General features: G+C 67.8%; 30 protein-coding genes. 23 read left to right on the top strand and 7 right to left on the bottom strand.

The window, feature by feature from the left end; genetic code table 11:
- Positions 1 to 88: 88 nt before the first annotated feature.
- Complete coding sequence (locus ABSY19_RS19365) at positions 89 to 727, bottom strand: trimeric intracellular cation channel family protein (RefSeq protein ID WP_382154909.1); 639 nt, start codon at positions 725 to 727, stop codon at positions 89 to 91.
- 58 nt (positions 728 to 785) lie between these two features.
- Between ABSY19_RS19365 and ABSY19_RS19370 the strand changes: the two genes are divergently transcribed.
- From ABSY19_RS19370 to ABSY19_RS19380, 3 genes are all read left to right on the top strand, one after another.
- Positions 786 to 1,547, top strand: coding sequence for a sulfite exporter TauE/SafE family protein (locus ABSY19_RS19370; RefSeq protein ID WP_382154912.1), 762 nt, complete (start codon positions 786 to 788; stop codon positions 1,545 to 1,547).
- A 65-nt stretch (positions 1,548 to 1,612) separates the two neighbouring features.
- The gene (locus tag ABSY19_RS19375) at positions 1,613 to 2,230 is read left to right on the top strand and encodes a ParA family protein (RefSeq protein ID WP_291121582.1); all 618 of its coding nucleotides are present in this window, start codon (positions 1,613 to 1,615) and stop codon (positions 2,228 to 2,230) included.
- Between the two features lie 65 nt (positions 2,231 to 2,295).
- Positions 2,296 to 2,751: a MaoC family dehydratase gene (locus ABSY19_RS19380; RefSeq protein WP_382154915.1), complete on the top strand. Its 456-nt coding sequence runs from the start codon at positions 2,296 to 2,298 to the stop codon at positions 2,749 to 2,751.
- Between the two features lie 18 nt (positions 2,752 to 2,769).
- On the opposite strand, the gene ABSY19_RS19385 is transcribed toward ABSY19_RS19380, so the two are convergent.
- From ABSY19_RS19385 to ABSY19_RS19395, 3 genes are all read right to left on the bottom strand, one after another.
- Positions 2,770 to 3,105 carry a hypothetical protein gene (locus tag ABSY19_RS19385; RefSeq protein WP_291121580.1) on the bottom strand — a complete coding sequence of 112 codons (336 nt, stop codon included), beginning with the start codon at positions 3,103 to 3,105 and terminating at the stop codon, positions 2,770 to 2,772.
- A gap of 145 nt (positions 3,106 to 3,250) precedes the next feature.
- The gene (gene trmL, locus ABSY19_RS19390) at positions 3,251 to 3,724 is read right to left on the bottom strand and encodes a tRNA (uridine(34)/cytosine(34)/5-carboxymethylaminomethyluridine(34)-2'-O)-methyltransferase TrmL (protein WP_382154918.1); all 474 of its coding nucleotides are present in this window, start codon (positions 3,722 to 3,724) and stop codon (positions 3,251 to 3,253) included.
- 14 nt (positions 3,725 to 3,738) lie between these two features.
- Complete coding sequence (locus ABSY19_RS19395) at positions 3,739 to 4,464, bottom strand: ComF family protein (protein WP_382154921.1); 726 nt, start codon at positions 4,462 to 4,464, stop codon at positions 3,739 to 3,741.
- A gap of 89 nt (positions 4,465 to 4,553) precedes the next feature.
- Between ABSY19_RS19395 and ABSY19_RS19400 the strand changes: the two genes are divergently transcribed.
- The 8 genes from ABSY19_RS19400 to ABSY19_RS19435 all read left to right on the top strand — a co-directional run bounded on the left by ABSY19_RS19400 (position 4,554) and on the right by ABSY19_RS19435 (position 10,963).
- On the top strand, positions 4,554 to 5,423 hold the full coding sequence (locus tag ABSY19_RS19400) for a biotin synthase (protein ID WP_382163873.1): 870 nt from the start codon (positions 4,554 to 4,556) through the stop codon (positions 5,421 to 5,423).
- Between the two features lie 238 nt (positions 5,424 to 5,661).
- A complete protein-coding gene (locus tag ABSY19_RS19405) occupies positions 5,662 to 6,093 on the top strand; it encodes a DUF2244 domain-containing protein (protein ID WP_382163875.1) in 432 nt (143 codons plus the stop codon).
- A gap of 136 nt (positions 6,094 to 6,229) precedes the next feature.
- Positions 6,230 to 7,384 (top strand): cytochrome c oxidase subunit II, encoded by a 1,155-nt coding sequence (gene coxB, locus ABSY19_RS19410; RefSeq protein ID WP_382163877.1) that lies wholly within the window; start codon positions 6,230 to 6,232, stop codon positions 7,382 to 7,384.
- A gap of 40 nt (positions 7,385 to 7,424) precedes the next feature.
- On the top strand, positions 7,425 to 9,050 hold the full coding sequence (ctaD, locus tag ABSY19_RS19415) for a cytochrome c oxidase subunit I (RefSeq protein ID WP_291121576.1): 1,626 nt from the start codon (positions 7,425 to 7,427) through the stop codon (positions 9,048 to 9,050).
- Between the two features lie 28 nt (positions 9,051 to 9,078).
- The gene (locus ABSY19_RS19420; RefSeq protein ID WP_366834041.1) at positions 9,079 to 9,189 is read left to right on the top strand and encodes a cytochrome oxidase small assembly protein; all 111 of its coding nucleotides are present in this window, start codon (positions 9,079 to 9,081) and stop codon (positions 9,187 to 9,189) included.
- A gap of 2 nt (positions 9,190 to 9,191) precedes the next feature.
- On the top strand, positions 9,192 to 9,803 hold the full coding sequence (locus ABSY19_RS19425) for a cytochrome c oxidase assembly protein (protein WP_366834034.1): 612 nt from the start codon (positions 9,192 to 9,194) through the stop codon (positions 9,801 to 9,803).
- A complete protein-coding gene (locus ABSY19_RS19430; RefSeq protein ID WP_291121574.1) occupies positions 9,800 to 10,012 on the top strand; it encodes a DUF2970 domain-containing protein in 213 nt (70 codons plus the stop codon). Before ABSY19_RS19425 ends, ABSY19_RS19430 begins: the two co-directional genes overlap by 4 nt.
- A 69-nt stretch (positions 10,013 to 10,081) precedes the next feature.
- A complete protein-coding gene (locus ABSY19_RS19435) occupies positions 10,082 to 10,963 on the top strand; it encodes a cytochrome c oxidase subunit 3 (protein WP_382154924.1) in 882 nt (293 codons plus the stop codon).
- Positions 10,964 to 11,051: 88 nt separating this feature from the next.
- Here ABSY19_RS19435 and ABSY19_RS19440 read toward each other — a convergent pair whose 3' ends face one another.
- Positions 11,052 to 11,285 carry a twin transmembrane helix small protein gene (locus ABSY19_RS19440; RefSeq protein WP_382154927.1) on the bottom strand — a complete coding sequence of 78 codons (234 nt, stop codon included), beginning with the start codon at positions 11,283 to 11,285 and terminating at the stop codon, positions 11,052 to 11,054.
- A gap of 39 nt (positions 11,286 to 11,324) precedes the next feature.
- Here ABSY19_RS19440 and ABSY19_RS19445 point away from each other — a divergent pair, with 39 nt between their 5' ends.
- The 11 genes from ABSY19_RS19445 (at position 11,325) to ABSY19_RS19495 (ending at position 22,160) form a co-directional block, all read left to right on the top strand.
- A complete protein-coding gene (locus ABSY19_RS19445; protein ID WP_382154930.1) occupies positions 11,325 to 12,065 on the top strand; it encodes an SURF1 family protein in 741 nt (246 codons plus the stop codon).
- Entirely contained in the window at positions 12,046 to 12,726 is a 681-nt protein-coding gene (locus ABSY19_RS19450) for an SCO family protein (RefSeq protein WP_382154932.1), read from the top strand. The genes ABSY19_RS19445 and ABSY19_RS19450 overlap by 20 nt, the downstream gene beginning before the upstream one ends.
- 1 nt (position 12,727) lies before the next feature.
- Complete coding sequence (locus tag ABSY19_RS19455; protein WP_382154935.1) at positions 12,728 to 13,891, top strand: heme A synthase; 1,164 nt, start codon at positions 12,728 to 12,730, stop codon at positions 13,889 to 13,891.
- Positions 13,888 to 14,793, top strand: coding sequence for a heme o synthase (gene cyoE / locus ABSY19_RS19460; RefSeq protein ID WP_382154938.1), 906 nt, complete (start codon positions 13,888 to 13,890; stop codon positions 14,791 to 14,793). The genes ABSY19_RS19455 and cyoE overlap by 4 nt, the downstream gene beginning before the upstream one ends.
- A gap of 10 nt (positions 14,794 to 14,803) precedes the next feature.
- A complete protein-coding gene (locus ABSY19_RS19465; protein ID WP_382154941.1) occupies positions 14,804 to 15,400 on the top strand; it encodes an SCO family protein in 597 nt (198 codons plus the stop codon).
- 87 nt (positions 15,401 to 15,487) lie between these two features.
- The gene (locus ABSY19_RS19470) at positions 15,488 to 16,147 is read left to right on the top strand and encodes a response regulator transcription factor (RefSeq protein ID WP_382154944.1); all 660 of its coding nucleotides are present in this window, start codon (positions 15,488 to 15,490) and stop codon (positions 16,145 to 16,147) included.
- Positions 16,148 to 16,208: 61 nt separating this feature from the next.
- Complete coding sequence (locus tag ABSY19_RS19475) at positions 16,209 to 17,558, top strand: ATP-binding protein (RefSeq protein WP_382154947.1); 1,350 nt, start codon at positions 16,209 to 16,211, stop codon at positions 17,556 to 17,558.
- A 56-nt stretch (positions 17,559 to 17,614) separates the two neighbouring features.
- A complete protein-coding gene (locus ABSY19_RS19480; protein WP_382154950.1) occupies positions 17,615 to 19,090 on the top strand; it encodes a DegQ family serine endoprotease in 1,476 nt (491 codons plus the stop codon).
- 152 nt (positions 19,091 to 19,242) lie between these two features.
- Positions 19,243 to 19,800: a TRAP transporter small permease gene (locus tag ABSY19_RS19485; RefSeq protein ID WP_382154953.1), complete on the top strand. Its 558-nt coding sequence runs from the start codon at positions 19,243 to 19,245 to the stop codon at positions 19,798 to 19,800.
- Complete coding sequence (locus ABSY19_RS19490; RefSeq protein ID WP_382154956.1) at positions 19,797 to 21,095, top strand: TRAP transporter large permease; 1,299 nt, start codon at positions 19,797 to 19,799, stop codon at positions 21,093 to 21,095. Before ABSY19_RS19485 ends, ABSY19_RS19490 begins: the two co-directional genes overlap by 4 nt.
- A gap of 30 nt (positions 21,096 to 21,125) precedes the next feature.
- Positions 21,126 to 22,160 carry a DctP family TRAP transporter solute-binding subunit gene (locus ABSY19_RS19495; RefSeq protein WP_382154959.1) on the top strand — a complete coding sequence of 345 codons (1,035 nt, stop codon included), beginning with the start codon at positions 21,126 to 21,128 and terminating at the stop codon, positions 22,158 to 22,160.
- Positions 22,161 to 22,472: 312 nt separating this feature from the next.
- Here the strand turns inward: ABSY19_RS19495 and ABSY19_RS19500 are convergent, their stop codons facing one another.
- Both ABSY19_RS19500 and ABSY19_RS19505 read right to left on the bottom strand, forming a co-directional pair.
- The gene (locus ABSY19_RS19500) at positions 22,473 to 22,619 is read right to left on the bottom strand and encodes a hypothetical protein (protein WP_382154962.1); all 147 of its coding nucleotides are present in this window, start codon (positions 22,617 to 22,619) and stop codon (positions 22,473 to 22,475) included.
- Between the two features lie 25 nt (positions 22,620 to 22,644).
- Complete coding sequence (locus ABSY19_RS19505) at positions 22,645 to 22,836, bottom strand: hypothetical protein (RefSeq protein WP_382154965.1); 192 nt, start codon at positions 22,834 to 22,836, stop codon at positions 22,645 to 22,647.
- Between ABSY19_RS19505 and ABSY19_RS19510 the strand changes: the two genes are divergently transcribed.
- Positions 22,823 to 23,539 (top strand): hypothetical protein, encoded by a 717-nt coding sequence (locus ABSY19_RS19510; protein WP_382154968.1) that lies wholly within the window; start codon positions 22,823 to 22,825, stop codon positions 23,537 to 23,539. The genes ABSY19_RS19505 and ABSY19_RS19510 overlap by 14 nt on opposite strands.
- Positions 23,540 to 23,611: the final 72 nt, after the last annotated feature.

Here is a 23,611-nt window from a genome sequence, read left to right on the forward strand (position 1 = left end):
CTGAGGGCGAGCCCGCCGCCGGACCGCCCCAAGGCCGGGCTCAGCCCCCTCGGGGGCAGCGACCCGCGCAGCGGCGGAGCGTGGGGGCCTACAACTTCCACGCGGGAAGCTGCCAGTTGCGCCAGAGAGCGAGGCCGCGCAGGCCGGCCGTGAACACCACGCAGGCCACCAGGGCGATCCAGCCCGGGGCCTCGATCTCCCAGAGCCCGACGTAGAGCCAGCCACCGGCGAAGGCGCAGAGCGCATAGGGCCGGTGGTCCTTGAAGGCCGTGGGGATCTCGTTGCAGACCACGTCGCGCAGCACGCCGCCGAAGACGCCGGTGATCAGGCCCATGAGCACGGCCACCAGCGCCGGCATGTCCAGCAGCAGGGCCTGGTGCACACCGGTGGCGGTGAACAGGCCCAGGCCCAGCGCATCGGGCCACTGGATGGCCCGCTCGGTGAGCTTCATGTGGCGCCCGCGCAGGAACACCATGGCGAGCACGCACAGCCCGAGCACGCCCCAGAGCAGCTCGACGTGGCGCACCCAGAAGAACGGGCGCTGATCGAGCAGCAGGTCGCGCAGGGTGCCGCCGCCGAAGGCGGCCAGGAAGCCCACCACCGCCACGCCCACGGCGTCCAGCCGCATGCGCGCGCCCATGAGGATGCCGGAGAGTGCAAAGGCCACCGTGGCCGCCAGCTCGACCAGCAGGCGCAGGGTCTCGCCCCAGAACTGAATGTTGTGCATGCGCCGATTCTCGCCGGGCGGGAGGCAAGGGCATTCGCCTGCGGCGACAATCGCGCGCTTGAACTTCCCGCTCATCACCGATCCCTCGTTCTACCTCGTCGCGATTCCCGCGGTGCTCCTGCTGGGCATCAGCAAGAGCGGCTTTGGCGCCGGCTTTGGTTCCCTGGCCGTGCCCTTGATGGCCCTGGCGGTCACGGTGCCGCAGGCCGCCGCCATCCTGATGCCGGTGCTGCTGCTGATGGACCTGCTGGGCATGGCGGCCTTCCGCAAGAACTTCGACCGCCGCCTGCTGATGTTCCTCGTGCCCTGCAGCCTGGTCGGCCTCGTGGTCGGGGCCTTGCTTTTCAAATGGCTGGATTCCCGCGTGGTGGCGGGCATGGTGGGCGTGTTCACCCTGGTGTTCCTGGCGCAGCGCCTGCTGTTTCCGCCGCGCCCCGACAGCGCGCCGCCGCCGCGCTGGGTGGGCGCGCTGCTCACGGTGACCTCGGGTTTCACGAGCTTCGTGGCGCACGCCGGTGGGCCGCCGCTCAACGCCTACGTGATCCCGATGCGTCTGTCGCCAGCGGTCTTCACCGGCACGCTGGCCTACCTGTTCTTCTTCGTCAACCTCGCCAAATGGGTGCCGTACGCCTGGCTGGGTCTGCTCGATCTGCGCAACATGGCGACCTCGCTGGCGCTTCTGCCGTTCGCCCCGTTCGGGGTCTGGCTCGGGGTCTACATTGCCAAGCGCATCGAGCCTCGGCTGTTCTACCGGCTCATCTATGTGGGGATGTTCCTGACCGGTTGCAAACTGGTGTGGGACGCGGTGGCGATAACATAGCGCCCGATACCCCCCTCCCCATCACGCTGTCCGTGTGGGGCGTCCCGCACACAAAGGAGCTTTTCATGCCCATCGTGGTGGTTGCGAATCCCAAAGGAGGCGTTGGCAAGTCCACGCTGTCGACCAATGTCGCCGGCTACTTTGCCCGCCAGGGTCACTCGGTCATGCTGGGCGATGCCGATCGCCAGCAGTCGTCGGCCCTCTGGCTGCGCCTGCGCCCACCCGAGGCCCGGCCGATCCAGACCTGGGAGGTTTCGCAGGACCTGATCGCGCGGCCGCCCAAGGACGTCACGCACGTGGTGCTCGATACCCCCGCTGGTTTGCATGGCTGGCGCTTCAAGGACGTGCTCAAGATCGCCGACAAGGTGCTGGTGCCGTTGCAGCCCAGCATCTTCGACATCTACGCCACGCGCGCCTTCATCGATGAGTTGGCCGAGTCCCGCCGCGCGGGCCAGTTGCAGGTGGGCATCGTCGGCATGCGGGTGGACATGCGCACCATCGCGGCCGACAAGCTCGGTGAGTTCGTGACCGGGTTGGGCCTGCCGGTGCTGGGCGCCTTGCGCGACACGCAGAACTACGTGCACCTCGCGGCGCGCGGGCTCACGCTGTTCGACGTCACGCCCAGCCGGGTCGAGAAGGACCTCAAGCAGTGGCAGGGCATCTGCGAGTGGCTTGATCGCTGACACTCGGCGGTGCCGTGTCGCCGGCCCGACACGCGCGGAGCGGGGCCGGCGATACAGTGGCTCGCATGAAAACCTTTGAATCCCTGGCCGATCTGGCGGCTTGCGTGGGCCAGGAAGTGGCCGTCAGCGAATGGGTGGTGATCACCCAGGAGCAGGTCAACCGCTTCGCCGAGGCCACCGGCGACCACCAATGGATCCACGTGGACGTGGAACGCGCCAAGGCCGGGCCATTCGGTGGGCCGATCGCGCACGGCTTTCTCACGCTGTCCTTGCTGCCGGTGTTCTTCGAGTCCTCTTTCGATATCCGGAACACGCGCATGGGGGTGAACTACGGCCTGAACCGCGTGCGCTTCACCGCGCCGGTGCCGGTGGGCAGCCGTTTGCGCGCGCGCCTGACGCTGCAGGCCATCGAGCCCATCGAACAGGGTGGGCAGCAGATGACCTGGGGTGTGGTGGTGGAGCGCGAAGGGGCCGACAAGCCGGTGTGCTTCGCCGAATCGCTGGTGCGCCAGTACCCCTGAGCGCGCGGGCAGGCCTGCCTACTTGATGCGGATGAGCTGCTTGGGCTCGAGCCAGCCTTCGAAGTACTGAATCAGCCGGTTGATGCGCTCGGCGGCGACCGACTGGTTGTGCCGCTGCGAGATGAGCTGGTACGCGTCGTTGCGCAGCAGCCAGAGTTCCTGCGGCGTGTGGGCCTGATCGATCTGTTTGCGCAGCCGGATCGCGGGTGTGCCGGGGCAGTCCTCGATGCTGCGCTCGAGATGGCGCCGGATGCGCGCCAACTCCTTGAGGCTGGGGCTTCTGGGCGCGCGCTGTCGAGACGCGAGGTTCACGCGGAAGATCCGGGTGAGGACAGAAATCAGGGCGGTCTCCATGCAGGCGGTCCGTGATGCGCAGAGTGGCGATCGGGCCGCCGCCCACAGGGTGTGGAGCCGCGCGGTCCCGATCAGGTTGGCAAGCCTATGTTGCGCGTTTCGCGCGCGATGTGATCTGTGCCTCCCGCCACTTGCGTGACCTGCGTCACGGAACCGGCATCGCAAACTGCCGCTGGCGCCAGGCCTCGAACACCGTGACCGCCACGGCGTTGGACAGGTTCAGGCTGCGCTGGCCTTCCACCATGGGCAGGCGCAGGCGCTGCGTCGGGGGAAAGGACTCGCGCAGCGCGTCGGGCAGCCCGCGCGTCTCGGAGCCGAACACCAGCCAGTCGCCGGCCTGGAAGGCGTTGTCGAACACGCTGTGGCTGCCTCGGGTGGTGAAGGCGAACATGCGCTGCGGGTCCGGCGCTTCGGTCTGCAGGAAGCTGGCCCAGTCCGCGTGGCGGCGCAGGTCGGCGTACTCGTGGTAGTCGAGCCCCGCGCGGCGCATGTGGCGGTCATCCATGGAAAAGCCCAGGGGCTCGATGAGGTGCAGGGTGCACCCGGTGTTCGCGCTGAGCCGGATCACGTTGCCGGTGTTGGGCGGGATTTCAGGTTGGACGAGGACGATGTGGAACATGGTGGCGGGCGAGCTTACCGCGCCGGCGTGCGCGCGAACACCAGCGCGCTGACCCGGCCCGCCCCTGCCTGCCGCAAGGCCTGGGCCGCTGCCTGCAGTGTGGCGCCGGTGGTGGTCACGTCGTCTACCAGCAGCACGTGCCGGCCGTGCAGCCGGGGCGCGTGCAACGGGTGGGCGGCGAACACGCCTTGCAGGTTGCGCAGGCGCTGCTCGCGGGGCAGGCTGTGCTGGTCGGGGGTCTCGGTCAGGCGGACCAGCGCCTCGGCCAGGGCCGGCGCCCGGGCGGCAGGCGTGCTCGCGCGCCGCAGGGCTTTCACCAGCTCCCAGGCCTGGTTGTAGCCGCGCCCGGCCAGGCGCGCCGGGGTGAGTGGCACGGGGGCGAGGAGGTCGCATGACGAGAGCAGGGCGCCGGCCTGCGGTGCCTGCAGCATCCGCCGCGCGAAAGGCCCGGCCCAGCCAGGCTCCTGGCGGAACTTGAAGCGGGCGATGAGGCCGTCCCAAGGGTAGGCATAGTCCACAGCCGCCGCGCAGGCGTGCAGCGCGGCCGGCGTGGGCCGGGTGAGACAGGCCCCACACAGCGGCACGTCCACGTGCACGCGGTCGGCACACGCCGTGCAGCGGGGCGCCTCGTCCTGGAACCGCGCCGCGCAGGCCTCGCACACCGCGCTCGATGGCCAGGCGCCGCAGACCTGGCAGGTGCCGGGCAGGGAATTCCAGAGCGTGCGCCAGGGGTTGAGCATGGGGCCAATATACTGGCGCGGCCTTGTTGTCCCGCCCGCCGGCATCCCGTTTGAACACCTCCACCCCCACTGAAACCCCCGTGCCCGGCATGGACCCGGTCGCGGCCCTGCGCTGGCAGCAACGCGCCGCGACGACCAGTCCGTGGCTGCACGAAGAGGTGGCCTCGCGCATGGCCGCACGCCTGAAATGGTTCCGCGAGCCGCCCGCCAGCTGGATGCACTGGGAGCCCGTGGGCGGCGGGCTGCTCGCGCACCAGCAGCTCCGGGCTCAGTTGCCCGACGCGCCCTGCCACGTGGCCGCACAGCGCCTGCCCGAGGCCTTGCAGGCCACCCGGGAAGGGGGCGGGCCGGGCTGGAACCCCCTGAACTGGGGGCGCAGCCGAGGCCCGCAGGCGGCGAACGCCGACACCCGGGTGGGCATGCTCTGGGCCAACATGGCCTTGCACACCGAGCCACGGCCGCAAACGCTGCTCAAGCGCTGGAACGCACACATCGAGACCAACGGCTTCCTGATGTTCTCCTGCCTGGGGCCGGACAGCCTGCGCGAACTGCGCGTGGTGTACGCGGCACAAGGCTGGCCCGAGCCGGCCCACGCCTTCACCGACATGCACGACTGGGGCGACATGCTGGTGCACAGCGGGTTTGCCGAACCGGTGATGGACATGGAGCGCATCACCCTCTCGTACAGCGGGGCGGAGCCCTTGCTGGCCGAGCTGCGCAGCCTGGGCCGCAACCTTCATTCGGGCCGGTTTGCCGCCTGTCGGTCGCGGGGCTGGCGTGCGCGGCTGTGCGAGGCGATCGAAACGGGCCTGCCGCGCGCGGCCGACGGCCGGCTGCTGCTGACCTTCGAAATCATCTACGGCCACGCCTTCAAGCCCACGCCGCGAGTGCCCATGGGGCCTGCGACGACGGTGCCGATGGAAGACATGCGCGCCATGCTGCGGGGCCGCAGGGGCTGAGCCGGGCTGGCGGCGGGCCGTTTCTCGCCTGGGGATACCGCATTGTCCGAGTCGGATGGGGCGGCTTTGCGGCCGGATGGCACCCTTCTCGCCGCTACAATTGGAGGCGATCCAAGTTTCAAGGGGATTTTCCCTGCGTCAACGCGCGCGCTTTCGGGCGCAGCGCGGCTTGAACCGGTGGTGGGTGGTGAACCTTACCTGCAACGCTCATCGTTTCGCGACCGAGTCTGAACAAGGCATGGAGTGGTCGCTGAAGCGCAACTGTTCGGTCACGCCCGCACAACTGGGATGGCTCTATGCCTCCATGTGTGTCGTGTCGTTGGGTGTGGCCGGATTCTTCTGGTCGCAAGGTGCAACGCTGGTGCTGCCTTTCGCGGTGCTGGAGTTGATCGTGGTGGCGGTGGCCTTTCTGGCCTATGCCCGCCACGCGACCGACGGCGAACGCATCCGCTTGCTGGAAGGCCGGCTGGTGGTGGAGCAGGAGATGGCGGGACGGACGAAGCGGTGCGAGTTCGCCCGTGAGTGGGTGCAGGTGGAGCCGCGCGAAGGCGACGGTCAGATGATCGAACTCCGCTGCGGCGGCCAGTCGGTGAGGGTGGGGCGCTTTCTGCGCCCCGAACTGCGGCCGGTGCTGGCGCGGGAGATACGCCAGGCCTTGCGTGGCGCGTGATGGTGGGGTTTTGGGTAGGTGTGCCCGGAAAATTTGTTCTAATCGGCATTGATATAAATCAATACTTATATTTGAGGCGCTTAAAGTGAGTACGACGAATAAAAAGGTGCATTCCCTGCGAAACCGGTGGGCCACGATCCGCGCCGTGGCAACCACGCTGGCCTTGGGCGCAGGCGCCTGGTCCACGGTCGCTGCTCAGGCGGTCAAGGACCTCGCTGGTGGCCCGGCGGTCAACCAGCTGAACTTCCACCCCCCAGTGACCCGCATCGCCGAGGAGCAGCACTGGCTGCACTGGTTCATGATGGTCCTGTGCGCCGTCATCTTCGTCATCGTCTTCGGCGTGATGTTCTATTCCATCCTGAAGCACCGCAAGGCGGCCGGGCACAAGGCCCAGGAGCTGCCGGAGCCGATCTGGGTGGAGCTGGGCTGGACCATCGTCCCGCTGCTCATCGTCATCGGCATGGCCCTGCCCGCCACCAAGGTGCTGGTGGCCCAGAAGGACACCACCAACAGCGACCTGACCATCAAGGCCACGGGCATGCAGTGGAAGTGGGGCTACGACTACATCAAGGGCGAGGGCGAGGGCATCGGTTTCCTCTCCACCCTGGACAACAACCAGCGCGTGATGTCCAACAGCGGCAAGCCCGAAGCCACGGACGACTACCTGCTCAAGGTGGACAACCCGCTCGTGGTGCCCGTGAACAAGAAGGTGCGCATCATCACGACCGCCAACGACGTGATCCACGCCTGGATGGTGCCGGCCTTCGGCGTCAAGCAGGATGCGATTCCCGGCTTCGTGCGCGACACCTGGTTCCGCGCCGAGAAGACCGGCGACTTCTACGGTCAGTGCGCCGAACTCTGCGGCAAGGAGCACGCCTACATGCCGATCCACGTGAAGGTGGTGTCGGCCGAGGAATACACCGCCTGGGTGACCGAGCGCCAGAAGGCCATGGCCGCTGCCGCCGATGACCCGAGCAAGGTCTGGACGCTGGCCGACCTGGTCAAGCGCGGCGAGTCCGTCTACGCCGCCAACTGCGCGGCCTGCCACCAGGCCAACGGCAAGGGCGCCGGCCCGATCAAGCCCCTCGATGGCTCCGCGATCGTGACCGACACCGACCACGCCAAGATGATCAATGTGCTGCTGCACGGTGCGGCAGGCGGCGCCATGCCGGCCTGGAAGCAGCTGTCCGACACCGAGCTGGCCGCGGTCATGACCTACGCCAAGAACAACTGGTCGAACAAGACCGAACAGATCGTGCAGCCGGCCGAAGTGCTGGCCGCCCGCAAGTGATCTGTTGACAGAAAAACATTGAGTCTCAAAGGAATCGACCATGAGTGCAGTTCTTGACCACCACGACGCACACGGCCACGACGATCACCACGACCACCATGCCCCCACGGGCTGGCGCCGCTGGGTCTACGCCACCAACCACAAGGACATCGGCACGCTGTACCTGCTGTTCGCCTTCACCATGCTGATGGTGGGCGGCGTGCTGGCCCTGCTGATCCGCGCCGAGCTGTTTCAGCCCGGCCTGCAGCTGGTGAACCCCGAACTGTTCAACCAGCTCACCACCATGCACGGCCTGATCATGGTGTTCGGCGCCATCATGCCGGCCTTCGTGGGCTTCGCGAACTGGATGATCCCGCTGCAGATCGGCGCATCCGACATGGCCTTCGCGCGGATGAACAACTTCAGCTTCTGGCTGATGATTCCCGCGGCCATCATGCTCGTGGCCTCGTTCTTCATGCCCGGCGGCGCACCCGCCGCCGGCTGGACGCTCTACGCGCCGCTGACGCTGCAGATGGGCCCCTCGATGGACGCCGGCATCTTCGCCATGCACATCCTGGGCGCGTCCTCGATCATGGGCTCGATCAACATCATCGTGACCATCCTGAACATGCGCGCACCCGGCATGACGCTGATGAAGATGCCCATGTTCTGCTGGACCTGGCTCATCACCGCCTACCTGCTGATCGCCGTGATGCCCGTGCTGGCCGGCGCCATCACCATGACGCTGACCGACCGCCACTTCGGCACCAGCTTCTTCAACCCCGCCGGCGGCGGCGACCCGGTGATGTACCAGCACATCTTCTGGTTCTTCGGCCACCCCGAGGTCTACATCATGATCCTGCCGGCATTCGGCATCGTGAGCCAGGTCGTGCCCGCTTTCGCGCGCAAGAAGCTGTTCGGCTACGCCTCCATGGTGTACGCCACCGGCTCCATCGCCATCCTGTCCTTCGTCGTGTGGGCCCACCACATGTTCACCACCGGCATGCCGGTGACGGGCCAGCTGTTCTTCATGTACTCCACGATGCTGATCGCCGTGCCCACGGGCGTGAAGATCTTCAACTGGATCGCCACCATGTGGAAGGGCTCGATGACCTTCGAGACCCCCATGCTGTGGGCTGTCGGCTTCATCTTCGTGTTCACCATCGGCGGCTTCACCGGCCTGATCCTGTCGGTCGCGCCGATCGACATCCAGATGCAGGACACCTACTACGTGGTGGCCCACTTCCACTACGTGCTGGTGGCCGGCTCGCTGTTCGCCATGTTCTCGGGCATCTACTACTGGCTGCCCAAGTGGACCGGTGTGATGTACAGCGAAACGCGCGGCAAGATCCACTTCTGGTGGTCGATGATCTCGTTCAACATCACCTTCTTCCCGATGCACTTCCTGGGTCTGGCCGGCATGCCCCGCCGCTACGCCGACTACCCGATGCAGTTCGCCGACTTCAACGCGATCGCCTCGGTGGGCGCGTTCGGTTTCGGTCTGGCGCAGGTGTACTTCTTCCTGGCCGTGGTCGTGCCCGCCATGCGCGGCAAGGGCGAGAAGGCCCCCCAGAACCCCTGGGAAGGCGCCGTGGGCCTGGAGTGGGAAGTGCCGTCGCCGGCACCGTTCCACACCTTCGAAAACCCGCCCAAGCTCGACGCGACCGCCACCAAGGTGATCGGCTAAGCCTTTTCACGCCATGTCTGCCAACGCCATGACACCCGAACAGAAGAAGAACAACCGCCGCCTGGGCCTGATCCTCGCGTCCGTGGCCGTGGTGTTCTTCCTCGGCTTCGTGGGCAAACGCTTCCTGCTGGGCTTCTGACCATGGCCGTTCAGCGCGAAAACCTCAAGATGGTGGGCAAGCTCTGCGTGATCGCGCTGGGCATGTTCGCGTTCGGCTACGCGCTGGTGCCGATCTACCGGCATATCTGCGAGGCCCTGGGCATCAACGTGCTGGCGGTGTCGGAACTGCGTGTGCCCGGTGCCGCGAGCCTGCCTGCGAACACGCAGGTGGACCGCACGCGCACCATCACCGTCGAATTCGACACGAACGCCCGTGGTCCCTGGCACTTCAAGCCGGCCGTGCGCTCGCTGCAGGTGCATCCGGGCGAGCTCACCACGGTGATGTACGAGTTCCAGAACATCCAGAACCGCACGATGGCGGCACAGGCGGTGCCCAGCTACGCCCCCAAACAGGCGGCCGCGCACTTCAACAAGCTCGAGTGCTTCTGCTTCACGCAGTACACCCTGCAGGCCGGAGAGAAGAAAGAATGGCCGGTGGCCTTCGTCATCGATCCCCGGCTGTCCAAGGACGTGTCCACCATCACCCTGTCGTACACCTTCTTCGAGGTGGGCGGCAAGGTGCCGGCCGCGCCGACCGATGACGCGCCGCAGGCCCAAAGCCCGGCCACGCTCAAACCCACGGGGGACGTATGACCACACCCACACCTGCTCACCAACGCAAGGGCTCTTTCATCGACACGGTCAAGGCCGTGGCCTGGGGCTTTCTCGGCGTGCGCCGCAACGCCGACTACCAGAAGGACATCGCCAAGCTCAACCCGCTGCACCTGATGGCGGTGGGCGTGGGCATGGCGATCCTGTTCGTGGCGGTGCTGATCGTGGTGGTGAACTGGGTCGTCGGCTGAGACACGGCGACCCGAGACGATTTTTGATTTTTGACATTAGATACAAGCGAAAGCACAACAGGAGTGAGCATGTCAGCAGCAACCCACGGCACGACGCCCTACTACTTCGTCCCTGGACCCTCGCGCCATCCGGTGATGGCCGCCATCGGCCTTTTCTTCGTCATCCTGGGTGCCGGGCAGTGGATCAACGGCCACGGCTGGGGCGCGTATTCGCTGGCGTTCGGCCTGGTGTTCTGGCTGTTCGTGCTGTTCCAGTGGTTCAGCGAGTCGGTGCGTGAAAGCGAAAGCGGCATGTATGGCCACAAGATCGACCTCTCGTACCGCTGGAGCATGAGCTGGTTCATCTTCTCGGAGGTGATGTTCTTCGGCGCCTTCTTCACCGCCCTGTGGTGGACGCGCACGCACTCCGTGCCGGCGCTGGGCAACATCGAGAACGCGCTGATCTGGCCCGACTTCTCGGCCGTCTGGCCCAGCCTGCAGGCCGGCGCCACCGCGTCGCCCGGTGGCATCGTCGAGCCCTTCCAGACCATGGGCCCGTTCTGGCTGCCCACCATCAACACCGCGCTGCTGCTGACCTCGGGCGTGACGCTGACCATTGCCCACCACGCGCTGCAGGTCGGCAACCGCGGCAAGACAATCGCCTTCATGTGGATGACCGTGCTGCTGGGCATCGTCTTCCTGTTCGTGCAGGGCTATGAATACGCGCACGCCTACGCCGACCTGAACCTCAAGCTCTCCTCGGGCGTGTTCGGCTCCACCTTCTTCATGCTCACCGGCTTCCACGGCTTCCACGTGTTCGTGGGCATGCTGATGCTGCTGTTCATCACCCTGCGCCTGCAGAAGGGCCACTTCACCGCCGAGCGCCATTTCGGCTTCGAGGGCGCGGCCTGGTACTGGCACTTCGTGGACGTGGTGTGGCTGGGCCTGTACATCCTCGTCTACTGGATGTAAACGGTCATGGTGGTGCATCCACCTTCCCCGGACACCCGCCACAAGAAAGCGCCTTCCGGCGCTTTTTTGCTGACAGGGCCCGGCTGTTCTAGCCGCGCAGGGGCAAGCCGGTGGGCTGGATCCAGCCCATCCGGTAGCTGATGAGCACCACGATGAAGAGCAGGATGGAAAAACCGACCCGAAACGCCAGCGCCCGAGCCATGTGGTTCTTGCGCGGCGTGCCGTCTTCTTCGGTGTTGCTGCCGCCCCGCATCATGTACACGAGCGCGGCGGCGAGACTTCCGAGGATGGCAATGAACGCCACGATGACCAGGTACTTCATGGGCGCCATTATCCGCGCCCGGGTCGGGGCTGCTTGATCATGCGAGGTTCCACCTGGCGCTTCTGGGTCGTCACCGCGGCGACCGCGCTCACCATGGCGGCGACCGCCTCGCTGGGTCTGTGGCAGCTCGATCGCGCCGCGCAGAAGCTGGCCCTGGAGGCACAGATCAACGAGCGCGGCGGGCTGTCCGCGTGGGACACGCCGCAGCTCCTGGGCGCGGCCGATGCCACGGCCGGCGTGCACCGGCCGGTGCGCCTGAGCGGCACCTGGGTGCCCGGGCGCACCGTGTTCCTGGACAACCGGCAGATGAACACGCGGGTGGGCTTCTTCGTGGTGACGCCGCTGCGGCTCGAGGGCAGCGAGCGCGTGGTGCTGGTGCAGCGCGGCTGGGTGCCGCGCGATTTCACCGACCGCAACCGCGTGCCCGAGGTCCCCACCCCGGCGGGCCAGGTGCGGCTGGAAGGCCGATTGGCCCCCCCGCCCGGCAAGCTATACGAGCTCGGCGCGGCGGGCACGGGGGTGATCCGGCAAAATATCGACCTTGCGGCGTTCGCGCAGGAAACCGGGCTGCCCTTGCTGGCGGTGTCCGTGCTGCAGACCGATGCCGCCGCCGATGGCCTGCTGCGCGAGTGGCCGCGCGTCGCGATCGACGTGCAGAAGCACCACGGCTACGCCTTCCAGTGGTTCGCCCTGTGTGCCCTCGCGGGCTGTCTCTATCTCTGGTTCCAAATCCTCTCCCCCCGCCGAAAGCGCAGATCCCATGGCACAGACGCCCGATGAACCCCTGACCCTGACCGTGCACAGCCTGCCGCAACTGGACCAGGCCAGCGCGGACGCGGCGGCCAGCACGCGCAAGGGCCGCTGGAAGATGCTGGGCCTGATGCTGGTGTGTGCCGCGCCGGTCATCGCGTCGTACTTCATGTACTACGTGGTGCGCCCCGAAGGCCGGCAGAACTACGGCGAGCTGATCGACCCGCAGCGCCCGCTGCCGACCTGGACCGGCACCGACGCACAAGGCCGCGCCGTCCCCATGAGCAGCCTCAAGGACCAGTGGCTGCTCGTGAGCGTGGCCGACAGCGCCTGCAACGACGCCTGCGTGGAGCACCTGTACCTGCAGCGCCAGCTGCGCGAAACCCTGGGCCGCGAAAAGGACCGGCTGGACTGGGTCTGGCTGCGCACCGGGGACGCCGCGCTGCCCGAGCCACTGCAGAAGGCCACGGCCCCCGCTGTGGTGCTGCAGGTGGACCCGCAGGCCGTGGCCGGCTGGCTTCAGCCCGCGCCCGGCCAGAAGATCGAGGACCACCTGTACGTCGTCGATCCGCTGGGCAACTGGATGATGCGTTTCCCCGCCAAGCTCGACCCCAAGCAGGCCAAGCGCGACCTGGACCGCCTGCTGCGCGCCTCCTCGTCCTGGGACAAGGAAGGCCGCCCCGCGAACTGACATGGACGCCCAACCCCTGTACGACCTCGCGCCGGTGGCGCGCCTGATGCTCCTGGGCGTGGTGATCGCGCTCGGGCCGCTGGCCTGGGTGTGGCTGCGCAACCGCCATGCGCCCCCCGCGCATCGCTTGCGGGTGCTCACGCTCATCACGCTGTTCCTTACCTTCGACCTCGTGCTGTTCGGCGCCTTCACGCGCCTCACCGACTCCGGCCTGGGCTGTCCCGACTGGCCAGGTTGCTACGGCAGCGTGAGCCCGGTGGGCGCGAGCACCTCGATCGCGGCCGCGCAGGAAGCCATGCCGCACGGCCCGGTCACCTTCTCCAAGGCCTGGATCGAGATGATCCACCGCTACCTCGCCACCGCCGTGGGCGTGCTGATCCTGGTGCTCTCCATGGTCAGCTGGGTCGAGCGCAGGCGCCTGAGCGTGTCCTACGTGTGGCCGCTGGTCACGCTGGTGTGGGTCTGCCTGCAGGGCGCGTTCGGCGCGTTGACCGTGACCATGAAGCTGTTCCCCGCCATCGTCACGCTGCACCTGCTCGGCGGCCTCGGTCTGCTGGCGCTGTTGCGCGCACAGTCGGTGGGCTACGCGCTGGCCGAGCCGGGCCACGCCGGCCCCGTGCCGCTGCCGGGCCGCCTGCGTTGGGCGCTGGGCGCGGTGTTCGTGCTGCTGTGGCTGCAGATCGCCCTCGGTGGCTGGGTCAGCACCAACTACGCCGTGCTGGTGTGCGGCGAGTTCCCCACCTGCCAGGGCAGCTGGTGGCCGGCGATGAACTTCCGCGAGGGCTTCACGCTCTGGCGCGAGCTGGGCCAGAACCACACCGGCGAACTCATCACCTTCCCCGCGCTGACCGCCATCCACTACGTGCACCGCCTCATGGCCTACCTCGTGCTGGCCGCCATGCTCTGGCTGGGCTGGCGCCTGTGGTCGGTGGACGGCATGCGCCCCGCCGCGCGCGCGCTGCTCCTGCTGGCCGCCTGGCAGTTCGCCAGCGGCCTGACCAACGTGGTGCTCGACTGGCCGCTGCTGGCCGCCGTGGGCCACACCGGCGGCGCGGCCGCGCTGGTGATCGTGCTCACCGGCGCGCTCTGCGGCACGCGCCGCGCCCGCCAGCGCGATGCCGCTTCGTCCGCCACTTCCCTGCACCTGTCCACACCGATCCGATGAGCACCGCGTCCACCCCTCCTGTTGCCGCCGCGCTGCCCTCGGTCTGGCGCCAGTACCACGCGCTGACCAAGCCGCGCGTGATCCAGCTCATCGTGTTCTGCGCCCTCATCGGCATGGTGCTGGCCGTGCCCGGCGCACCCACCTGGGCCCAGGTGCAGCTCGCGGCCATCGCCTGCTTCGGCATCTGGCTGGTGGCTGGTGCCGCCGCGGCCTTCAACTGCGTGGTCGAGCAGCACATCGACGCGAAGATGAAGCGCACCGCCTGGCGCCCCACCGCCAAGGGCCAGCTCACCAACGGCAAGACACTCACCTTCTCGGCCGTGTTGTGCGTCGCCGGTTCGGCCGTGCTCTACCTCTGGGTCAACCCGCTGACCATGTGGCTCACCTTCGCCACCTTCGTGGGTTACGCGGTGGTCTACACCGTGATCCTCAAGCCGCTCACGCCGCAGAACATCGTGATCGGTGGCGCCTCGGGCGCCATGCCGCCGGTGCTGGGCTGGGCCGCGATGACCGGCGTGGTGTCGCCCGAGGCGCTGATCCTGTTCCTCATCATCTTCCTCTGGACGCCGCCGCACTTCTGGGCGCTGGCCCTGTACCGGGTGGAGGACTACCGCAAGTCCGGCCTGCCCATGCTGCCGGTCACGCACGGCTCCGAGTTCACGCGCCTGCAGATCCTGCTCTACACCTTCGTGTTGTTCGCCGCCTGCCTCATGCCTTTCGTGATGCGCATGAGCGGCTGGATCTACCTCGTGGTCGCGGTGGCGCTGAGCATCGGTTTCTGCGGCTATGCCTTCGCGCTCTGGCGCAACTACTCCGACGCGCTCGCGCGCAAGACGTTTCGCTTTTCCCTGATCCACCTCGCGGTGCTGTTTGCTGCGCTGCTGGTTGATCACTATTTGTGAGTCCTCTGTCATGAACCGTCGACAACTTCTCGCCCTGAGCCTGGGCACCGTGGCCCTCACCGCCTGCAGCGACAAGGCCGATGCGCCAGCCGCGTTCACCGGCATCGACATCACCGGCGCCGACTACGCCACCGGCTTCTCGCTCACCGACCACAACGGCCAGCCGCGCACCCTGGCCGATTTCAAGGGCAAGGCGGTCGTGATCTTCTTCGGCTTCACCCAGTGCCCCGACGTCTGCCCCACCTCCATGACCGAGCTGGCCGAGGCCAAGCGCCTGCTCGGCGCCGACGGTGAGCGCCTGCAGGGCCTGTTCGTCAGCGTGGACCCGGAGCGCGACACGCCCGAGGTCATGAAGCAGTACGTGGCCAGCTTCGACCCGAGCTTCCTCGCCCTCTACGCGGCCCCCGGCGAACTGCCCGCGCTGGCCAAGAGCTACAAGATCTACTACAAGAAGGTCGAAGGCCCCACGCCCACGAGCTACACCATGGACCACTCGGCCGGCAGCTACGTGTACGACCCGCAGGGCCGCATCCGCCTGTACAACCGCTACGGCAGCGGCGCGGCCGCGCTGGCGGGCGATCTGAAGAAGCTGCTCGCGGGCGCCTAAGATCGGCCTAAGCCAAGCCCCGCACCATGGACGCGGGGCGCCCCGCCGGGGTGTTCGACAACCCACGGACCTGGAGAGTGCATTGCCATGAGGCTGTTGCTGGTCGAAGACGACACCATGATTGGCGAAACGGTGCTGGACCTGCTGCGGGCGGAGCACTACGCGGTCGACTGGGTGCGCGACGGCGAGATGGCCGCCACGGCGGCGCAGGCCGAGAGCTACGACCTGATCCTGCTCGACCTCGGCCTGCCGCGCCGCGACGGCCTGGAGGTGCTGCGCGAACTGCGCGCCCGCAAGAACCGCGTGCCGGTGCTCATCGCCACCGCGCGCGACTCGGTGCAACAGCGCGTGCAGGGCCTGGACGCCGGGGCCGACGACTACATCCTCAAGCCCTACGACCTCGACGAGCTGCTCGCGCGCATCCGCGCGCTGCTGCGCCGCGCCTCGGGGCGGGCCGAGCCGGTCTACGAGCACCTGGGCGTGAGCATCAACACCGCCACGCGCGAGGTGACGGCGCAGGGCGAGCCGGTGGTGCTCTCGGCGCGCGAATGGGCCGTGCTCGAACCGCTGATCGCGCGGCCCGGCCGCGTGCTCTCTCGCGCGCAGCTGGAGGAAAAGCTCTATGGCTGGAAGGACGACGTGAGCAGCAACGCGGTCGAGGTCTACATCCACGGCGTGCGCAAGAAGCTCGGCGCCGGCCTGATCCAGAACGTGCGCGGCGTGGGCTACATGGTGCCGAAAGCATGAGCGCAGCGCCGGGCCGTTCCCTAGCAAGCTCGCACCGAAGCCCGCTGGGCGGAGGTACTCCATGAACCTGCCGCGCCTGGCCACGCATTCGCTGCGCGCGCGCCTGATCGGCCTGCTGCTGCTGGCCATCGTGCTCGCGGCGGGCCTGCAGGTGGCGGTGGTGTACCGCCAGGCGCGCGCCGAGGCCGACGGGATCTTCGACTACCACATGGAGCAGATGGCGCAGGCCCTGCGCGCCGGTGTGATGCCCCCGGGTCTGCCCGCGCCGCCGGGTGACGAGCCACCGCTGCCGGCCGAGGCGTTCGACTTCTTCGTGCAGGTCTGGACGCAGGAAGGTCTGCGCGTGTTCCAGTCCGGCACGGGCGCGGCGCTGCCGCAGCGCGCGGTGCTGGGCTTCTCCAACATCGAGGTCGACGGCAAGCCCTACCGTGTCTATTCCATGCAGTCGCGCACGCAGGTGATCCAGGTGGCGCAGGACCTGCGGCCGCGCCAGACCATGGCGCGCGCGCTGGCCTGGCGCACCGTGCTGCCCATCGCCTGGATGGCGCCGCTGCTGATGCTGGTGGCCTGGGCGGTGGTGAGCGCCTCGCTCGCGCCCGTGGCCCGGGTGCGGCGCCAGGTGGCCGCGCGTGAGGCCGATGAGCTGGCCGAGGTGAGCGAAGCCGGCCTGCCCGACGAGATCCGCCCGCTGGTGCACGAGCTCAACCTGCTGTTCGGCCGCGTGCGCCAGGCCTTCGACGCGCAGAAGAACTTCGTGGCCGAGGCCGCGCACGAGCTGCGTTCACCACTGGCCGCGCTGCGCCTGCAGGTGCAGGGCCTGCAGCGCGCGCCCGACGACGCCACGCGCCAACTGGCGACGGAGCGCCTGCTGGCCGGCATCGACCGCGCCACGCGGCTGGTGGAGCAGCTGCTGGTGCTCGCGCGCCAGCAGGCCCAGCCCTCCAGCGGTGAGCCGGCGCAGCCCGTGTCGCTGGCCGAACTCGCGGCCCAGGTGGTGGCCGACGCGGCGCCGCTGGCGGCCACGCGCCGCATCGACCTCGGCCTGAGCGAGGCCGACGCGGGGCAGGTGAACGGCCACGCCGAGCCCCTGCGCATCCTGCTCGGCAACCTGGTGGACAACGCGCTGAAGTACACGCCCGAGGGCGGCACGGTGGACGTGGCGGTGCGGCGCGACCAAGACGAGCTGGTGCTGATGGTGGAAGACAGCGGCCCTGGCATCCCCGAGGCCGACCGCGCGCGCGTGCTCGACCGCTTCTACCGCGTGCCGGGCTCGACCGCTACCGGCAGCGGGCTGGGTCTGGCGATTGCGAACGCCATCGCGCAACTGCACGGCACCGCGCTGGCGCTGGACCGCTCGCCTCGCCTCGGCGGCCTGCGCATCGCGGTGCGGCTGCCTTTAAGAACCGTCTAACTCTGAGGGCCCATATTCAAGGACATGTTCAACCTGTCCTTGCTGAAGGAGCTCTCATGAAAACCTTGTCTCTCACCGCGACGCGCCTGGTGCTGTCCCTGGCGGCCGCGGGCATCGTCGGCGGCGCCAGCGTGGGGCTGGTCTCCGGTACCCATGCCACGGCGGCCACACCGGTCGCCACCCAGTCCGCGCCCCTGGTGACGGCCGCCGCCGTGCCCGACTTCTCGCAGATCGCGCAGCGCCATGGCGCGGCCGTGGTCAACATCAGCGTGATCGGCAAGGCCGGGCCTGAAGACGGCCAGCAGGCGCAGAACCGCCTGCCGCCCGGCATCGACCCCAACGACCCCTTCTTCGAATTCTTCAAGCGCTTCCAGGGCCCGGGCCAGGGCGGCGCGCCCGAAGCGCCCTCGCGCGGCCAGGGCTCGGGCTTCATCATCAGCGCCGATGGCCTGGTGCTGACCAACGCCCACGTGGTGCGCAACGCGCAGCGCGTCACCGTCAAGCTCACCGATCGCCGCGAGTTCGTGGCCAAGGTGCTGGGTTCGGACCCCAAGACCGACGTGGCGGTGCTGCGCATCGACGCCAAGGACCTGCCCGTGGTGCCCCTGGGCAGCACCAAGGACCTGAAGGTGGGCGAGTGGGTGCTGGCCATCGGCGCGCCGTTCGGCTTCGAGAACAGCGTGACCGCCGGCGTGGTCAGCGCCAAGGGCCGTTCGCTGCCCGACGACAGCTTCGTGCCCTTCATCCAGACCGACGTGGCGGTGAACCCGGGCAACTCGGGCGGCCCGCTGTTCAATGCGCGCGGCGAGGTGGTGGGCATCAACTCGCAAATCTACAGCCACACCGGCGGTTACCAGGGCCTGTCGTTCGCGATCCCCATGGAGACCGCGCTCAAGGTCAAGGACCAGATCGTGGCCCACGGCAAGGCCAGCCACGCGCGCCTGGGCGTCTCGGTGCAGGAGGTGAACCAGACCCTGGCCGAGTCCTTCCAGCTCGACAGGCCCGAAGGCGCGCTGGTCTCCAGCGTGGAGCCGGGCAGCCCGGCCGCCAAGGCCGGCCTGCAGGTGGGCGACGTGATCCGCCAGATGGACGGCCAGCCCATCGTGAGCTCGGGCGACCTGCCGGCCCTGATCGGCCAGGCCCTGCCGGGCGAAAAGGTGAAGCTGGACGTGTGGCGCCAGGGCAAGCCGGTGAGCTTGACGGCGCAACTGGGTGACGCCGCGGCCAAGGCCGTGAAGACGGCCGGCGATGAAAAGGCCGCCGACCAGGGCCGCCTGGGCCTGGCGCTGCGTCCGCTGGCGCCGCAGGAGAAGCGCGAAGTCGGGTTGGACGGTGGCCTCGTGGTCGAAGACGCCCAGGGTCCGGCGGCGCTGGCCGGCGTGCAGCCCGGCGACGTGCTGCTCGCGGTCAACGGCGCCAAGGTGCAGAGCGTGGAGCAGGTGCGCGCCATGCTGGGCAAGTCCACCAAGTCGCTGGCGCTGCTGATCCAGCGCGACGGCAGCCAGATCTTCGTGCCGGTTCCGCTGGGCTGAGCGCTTCAACTTTGATGGCAACGGCACCTTCGGGTGCCGTTTTTCATGGGGAGGTGGCACCCGCAGGACAGGGGTCAAAAGGGGAAAACGTCTATGATCCCTGGCTCTTTCGCCGTGGCCGCCGGGCCGCCGGCCTGCCGTTCCCACATCCCATGTCCGCACCTACCGACCCCCCACGCGACGCGCGCGCCGACGACGCCGATGCCGATGCCGCCACGCCCGCCAACCCGGACGACGAAAACACCCGGGTGCCGCTGCGCATCGAAGACTGGCTGACCGTCATCTCGATGGCGCTGCTGGCCCTGATCACCTTCGGCAACGTGATCGCGCGCTACTTCACCGACCAGTCCTTCGCCTGGACCGAAGAGTTCTCGATCTTCCTGATGATCGTGCTCACGCTGGTGGCGAGTTCGGCCGCCGTCGCGCGGCACCGCCACATCCGCATCGAGTTCTTCGCCGACGCCGGCTCCCCGCGCCGGCGCCACCTGCTGGCGCTGTGGGGCGCGATGGCCATGGTGCTGCTGTTCCTGCTGATGGCGGGCCTGAGCGTGCGCATGGTCTGGGACCACTACATCTACGAGGAAGTCTCGCCGGGCCTGGGCCTGCCGCAGTGGTGGTACTCGATGTGGCTGCCCATCCTCTCGCTGGCGATCGCGCTGCGCGCGCTGGGCCGCTTCAACCGCCTTCGCCGCGCCGGAGAACAGCCATGATCGCCGCGCTGCTCTTCCTGCTCTTCCTCGGCGCCATGTTCGCCGGCGTGCCCATCGCTGCGGCCCTGGGCCTGGCCGGCGCCGCCGCCATCGCCATGGCCGACTTCAACACCCAGTGGTTCGGCCTGCTGGCGGTGCCGCAGAACTTCTACGCCGGCCTGGGCAAGTACCCGCTGCTGGCCATTCCCATGTTCGTGCTGGTCGGCTCCATCTTCGACCGCTCGGGCGTGGCGCTGCGGCTGGTGAACTTCGCGGTGGCCATCGTCGGGCGCGGCCCGGGCATGCTGCCGCTGGTGGCCATCGTGGTGGCCATGTTCCTCGGCGGCATCTCGGGCTCGGGCCCGGCCAATGCGGCGGCGGTCGGCGGCGTGATGATCGCGGCCATGGCGCGCGCGGGCTACCCGGGCTCGTTCTCGGCCAGCGTGGTCGGCGCGGCCGCGGCCACCGACATCCTGATCCCGCCCTCGGTGGCCTTCATCATCTACTCGGTGCTGGTGCCCGGCGCCTCGGTGCCCGCGCTGTTCGCCGCCGGCATGGTGCCGGGTGTGCTGGCCGGCATCGCGCTGATCGTGCCGGCTGTGTGGCTGGCGCGCAAACACAAGATGGGCGCGCTCGAAGCCGCCATGCCGCGCCCGCCGTTCTGGAAGAGCCTGCGCGAGGCCCTGTGGGGCCTGGCCGCGCCGGTGCTGATCCTGGGTGGCATGCGCGCGGGCTGGTTCACGCCGACCGAAGCGGCCGTGGTCGCGGTGTTCTACGGCCTGTTCGTGGGCATGGTGATCCACCGCACGATCGCCGTGCGCGACCTGTTCCCCATCCTGCGCGAAGCGGGTGAGCTCTCCGGCATCATCCTGCTGGTGGTTTCGCTGGCGGGCATCTTCGCGTTCTCGCTGTCCACACTGGGCGTGATCGACCCGGTGGCCAACGCCATTGTGAACTCGGGCCTGGGCGAGTACGGTGTGCTCTCGCTGCTGATCCTGCTGCTCATCACCGTGGGCATGTTCCTCGACGGCATCTCGATCTTCCTGATCTTCGTGCCGCTGCTCATGCCCATCATGGAGCACTACAACTGGGACCCGGTGTGGTTCGGCGTGATCCTCACGCTCAAGGTCGCGCTGGGCCAGTTCACGCCGCCGCTGGCCGTGAACCTCATGGTCTCGTGCCGCATCGCCGGGGTGCGCATGGAGTCCACCATCCGCTGGGTCGGACCGATGCTGCTGGCCATGTTCCTCGTCATGGTGCTGGTGATCGCCTTCCCGCAGCTCGCGCTGTGGCTGCCCGCCCGACTGGGTTATTGATTTTCGATGTCAACCAAGGAGACCAAACTCATGAAACTGCGCACCTTCCTGACCACCACGCTGGCCGCCGCCGCGCTGGCCGTGACCACCCAGGGCTTTGCCCAGAGCACCAGCGCCTACAAGGCCGAGTACCGCATGTCGCTGGTGCTGGGCACGGCCTTCCCCTGGGGCAAGAGCGGTGAGATCTGGTCCAACCTCGTGCGCGAGCGCACCCAGGGCCGCATCAACATCAAGCTGTACCCCGGCGTGTCGCTGCTGCAGGGCGACCAGACGCGCGAGTTCAGCGGCCTGCGCCAGGGCGTGATCGACCTCGCCGTGGGCTCGACCATCAACTGGTCGCCCCAGGTGCGCCAGCTCAACCTGTTCTCCATGCCCTTCCTGATGCCCGACTTCGCGGCCATCGACGCGCTCACCACCGGTGAAGTGGGCACGCAGCTGTTCAAGGACATCGAGCGCGCCGGCGCCGTGCCGCTGGCCTGGGGCGAGAACGGCTACCGCGAGATCTCCAACTCCAAGCACCCCATCAAGACCCCGGCCGACCTCAAGGGCCTGAAGATCCGCGTGGTGGGTTCGCCGCTGTTCCTGGACACCTTCACCGCGCTGGGCGCCAACCCCACGCAGATGAGCTGGGCCGACGCCCAGCCCGCCATGGCCAGCCGCGCCGTGGACGGCCAGGAGAACCCGCTGTCGGTGTTCCTCGCCGCCAAGCTACCCACCGTGGAGCAGAAGCACCTCACGCTCTGGGGCTACGTGGCCGATCCGCTGATCTTCGTGGTGAACAAGGACATCTGGGCCAGCTGGACCGAGGCCGACCGCGCCATCGTCAAGCAGGCCGCCATCGACGCCGGCAAGGAAGGCAAGGCGCTGGCCCGCAAGGGCCTGGTCGAGCCGGGCAAGCCGCTGATCAAGCAGCTCAGCGACATGGGCGTGACCGTGACCGAGCTGACGCCGGAGCAGCGCGCCGAGTTCGTCAAGGTGACGCGCCCGGTGTACGACAAGTGGAAGAACCAGATCGGTGCCGACCTGGTGACCAAGGCCGAGAAGGCGGTCGCCGCTCGCAAGTAAGGAAACACCCCTGCCGCGCTTCGCGCGACCCCCTTGAGGGAAATACCAGCGGCCCATCGAAATCGGTTCCGCGGTGTTTCTGGAGAAGCCACCTTCATCGAGGTGGCTTTTCTTTTGCCGCGTTCCCAAGAGGCGGCCGCGGATTGGACCATCCGAAAGGCCGAGCGCCTGTTGCAACCGCCCGACACTCAGAGCACCTCCGCAGAGCTTTCCACGGCTGGAGTCCATTCGCGCGTCAATACAGGGAGATGAATTCAATCAACGAACTGCAGATTTGAAGGAATGGGTTGCGGTTCTGGCGAGGTGATCGCTTTAGGGCCATTCGTCAATCCAGTGAAGTCCGACCTTGGATGAATCGTTGAGGGTGTCCACCTCCACCACGTGCACGCTGTCCTCGACCGTGTTGGTCGTGCCGCGTTGGTTGTAGAAGCCTTGATCGTCGAGTTGTTGAATGGCCACGGTAAGAGTCCTCCTGGGGTTCAGGTCATTGCGACCGTTCGTGATGCATGTGAAGCTGTGCGGCCGCCTCGCCACTGCCTACGCGTTGGGTGCGTCCCTGGCTGTCTGTCACGCCGCTCACCTTGTGGCTGTTGCCCAACTCCAGCCGGTACGGGAGGCCGCTCACTGGCCGGCCCTTCTTGTCGCGAAGTTCGACCATTTCGTTGAAGATCGTCATCTCCGGCAGTGGCTGCACCGGCAAGAGCTACAACGCCAGCCTGCCGGGGGGCACGTTCACGCTCACCGAAAGCGAAGACCGCCGCCTGATGCTGGACCGGCTCAAGCCAGAGACCATCGCGCGCATCGACGCGGGCTGGCGGCCCGACGCCATGTGGTACATGCGGCACATCCGTGTGAAGTTCCCCTGGCGGCACGTGATGACGGGCAATGTGTCGCGCGTGACCGAGCTGGAGAGTTACCAGGGCAATGCCGAGGCCGAGACGGTGGGCCAATGGGAGATGGCCACCTACACCCAGATCAACCGTATGCGCGGCATTCCTGACACGGCCAAGTTCTGGTTTCACGATCTGCAGGGCAAGCGGCACCATTTGTGGTTGAGCTTCTCCCTGCGCGAGCGGGCGGTGAGCGAATCCGACCTGAGCGAAGTGCGAGCGGCGTTCGACGAGCTGTTCCCGAAGCGCACGCTGGAGGACAACGACTACCTGCCGGGCGAAGCCGACATGGCGCGGGTGGAGGTGCATGTGAGCGACGATTTCCGGCGGTTCACGGCAACCCTGGTCAAGGGCGACGTGCGCCTGCCGCTGCCGGTGGGCAAGACACAGCACTTCGAACTGGAACCGTTCACCCATTGGCCGGGGACGAAGTCAGAAAGACTGTCCCCTGAATCGAGGCGCCTGTTCCAGTACGGACCGCAGGCGTGATGTTGCGTTCACGGAACTCGCGCATGAACGGATTTCAAGCCATTGATACGGGAGCGACCCGCCGTCGCTGGC

The organism is Hydrogenophaga sp. ANAO-22 (assembly GCF_042466645.1).
Classification (GTDB): domain Bacteria; phylum Pseudomonadota; class Gammaproteobacteria; order Burkholderiales; family Burkholderiaceae_C; genus Hydrogenophaga.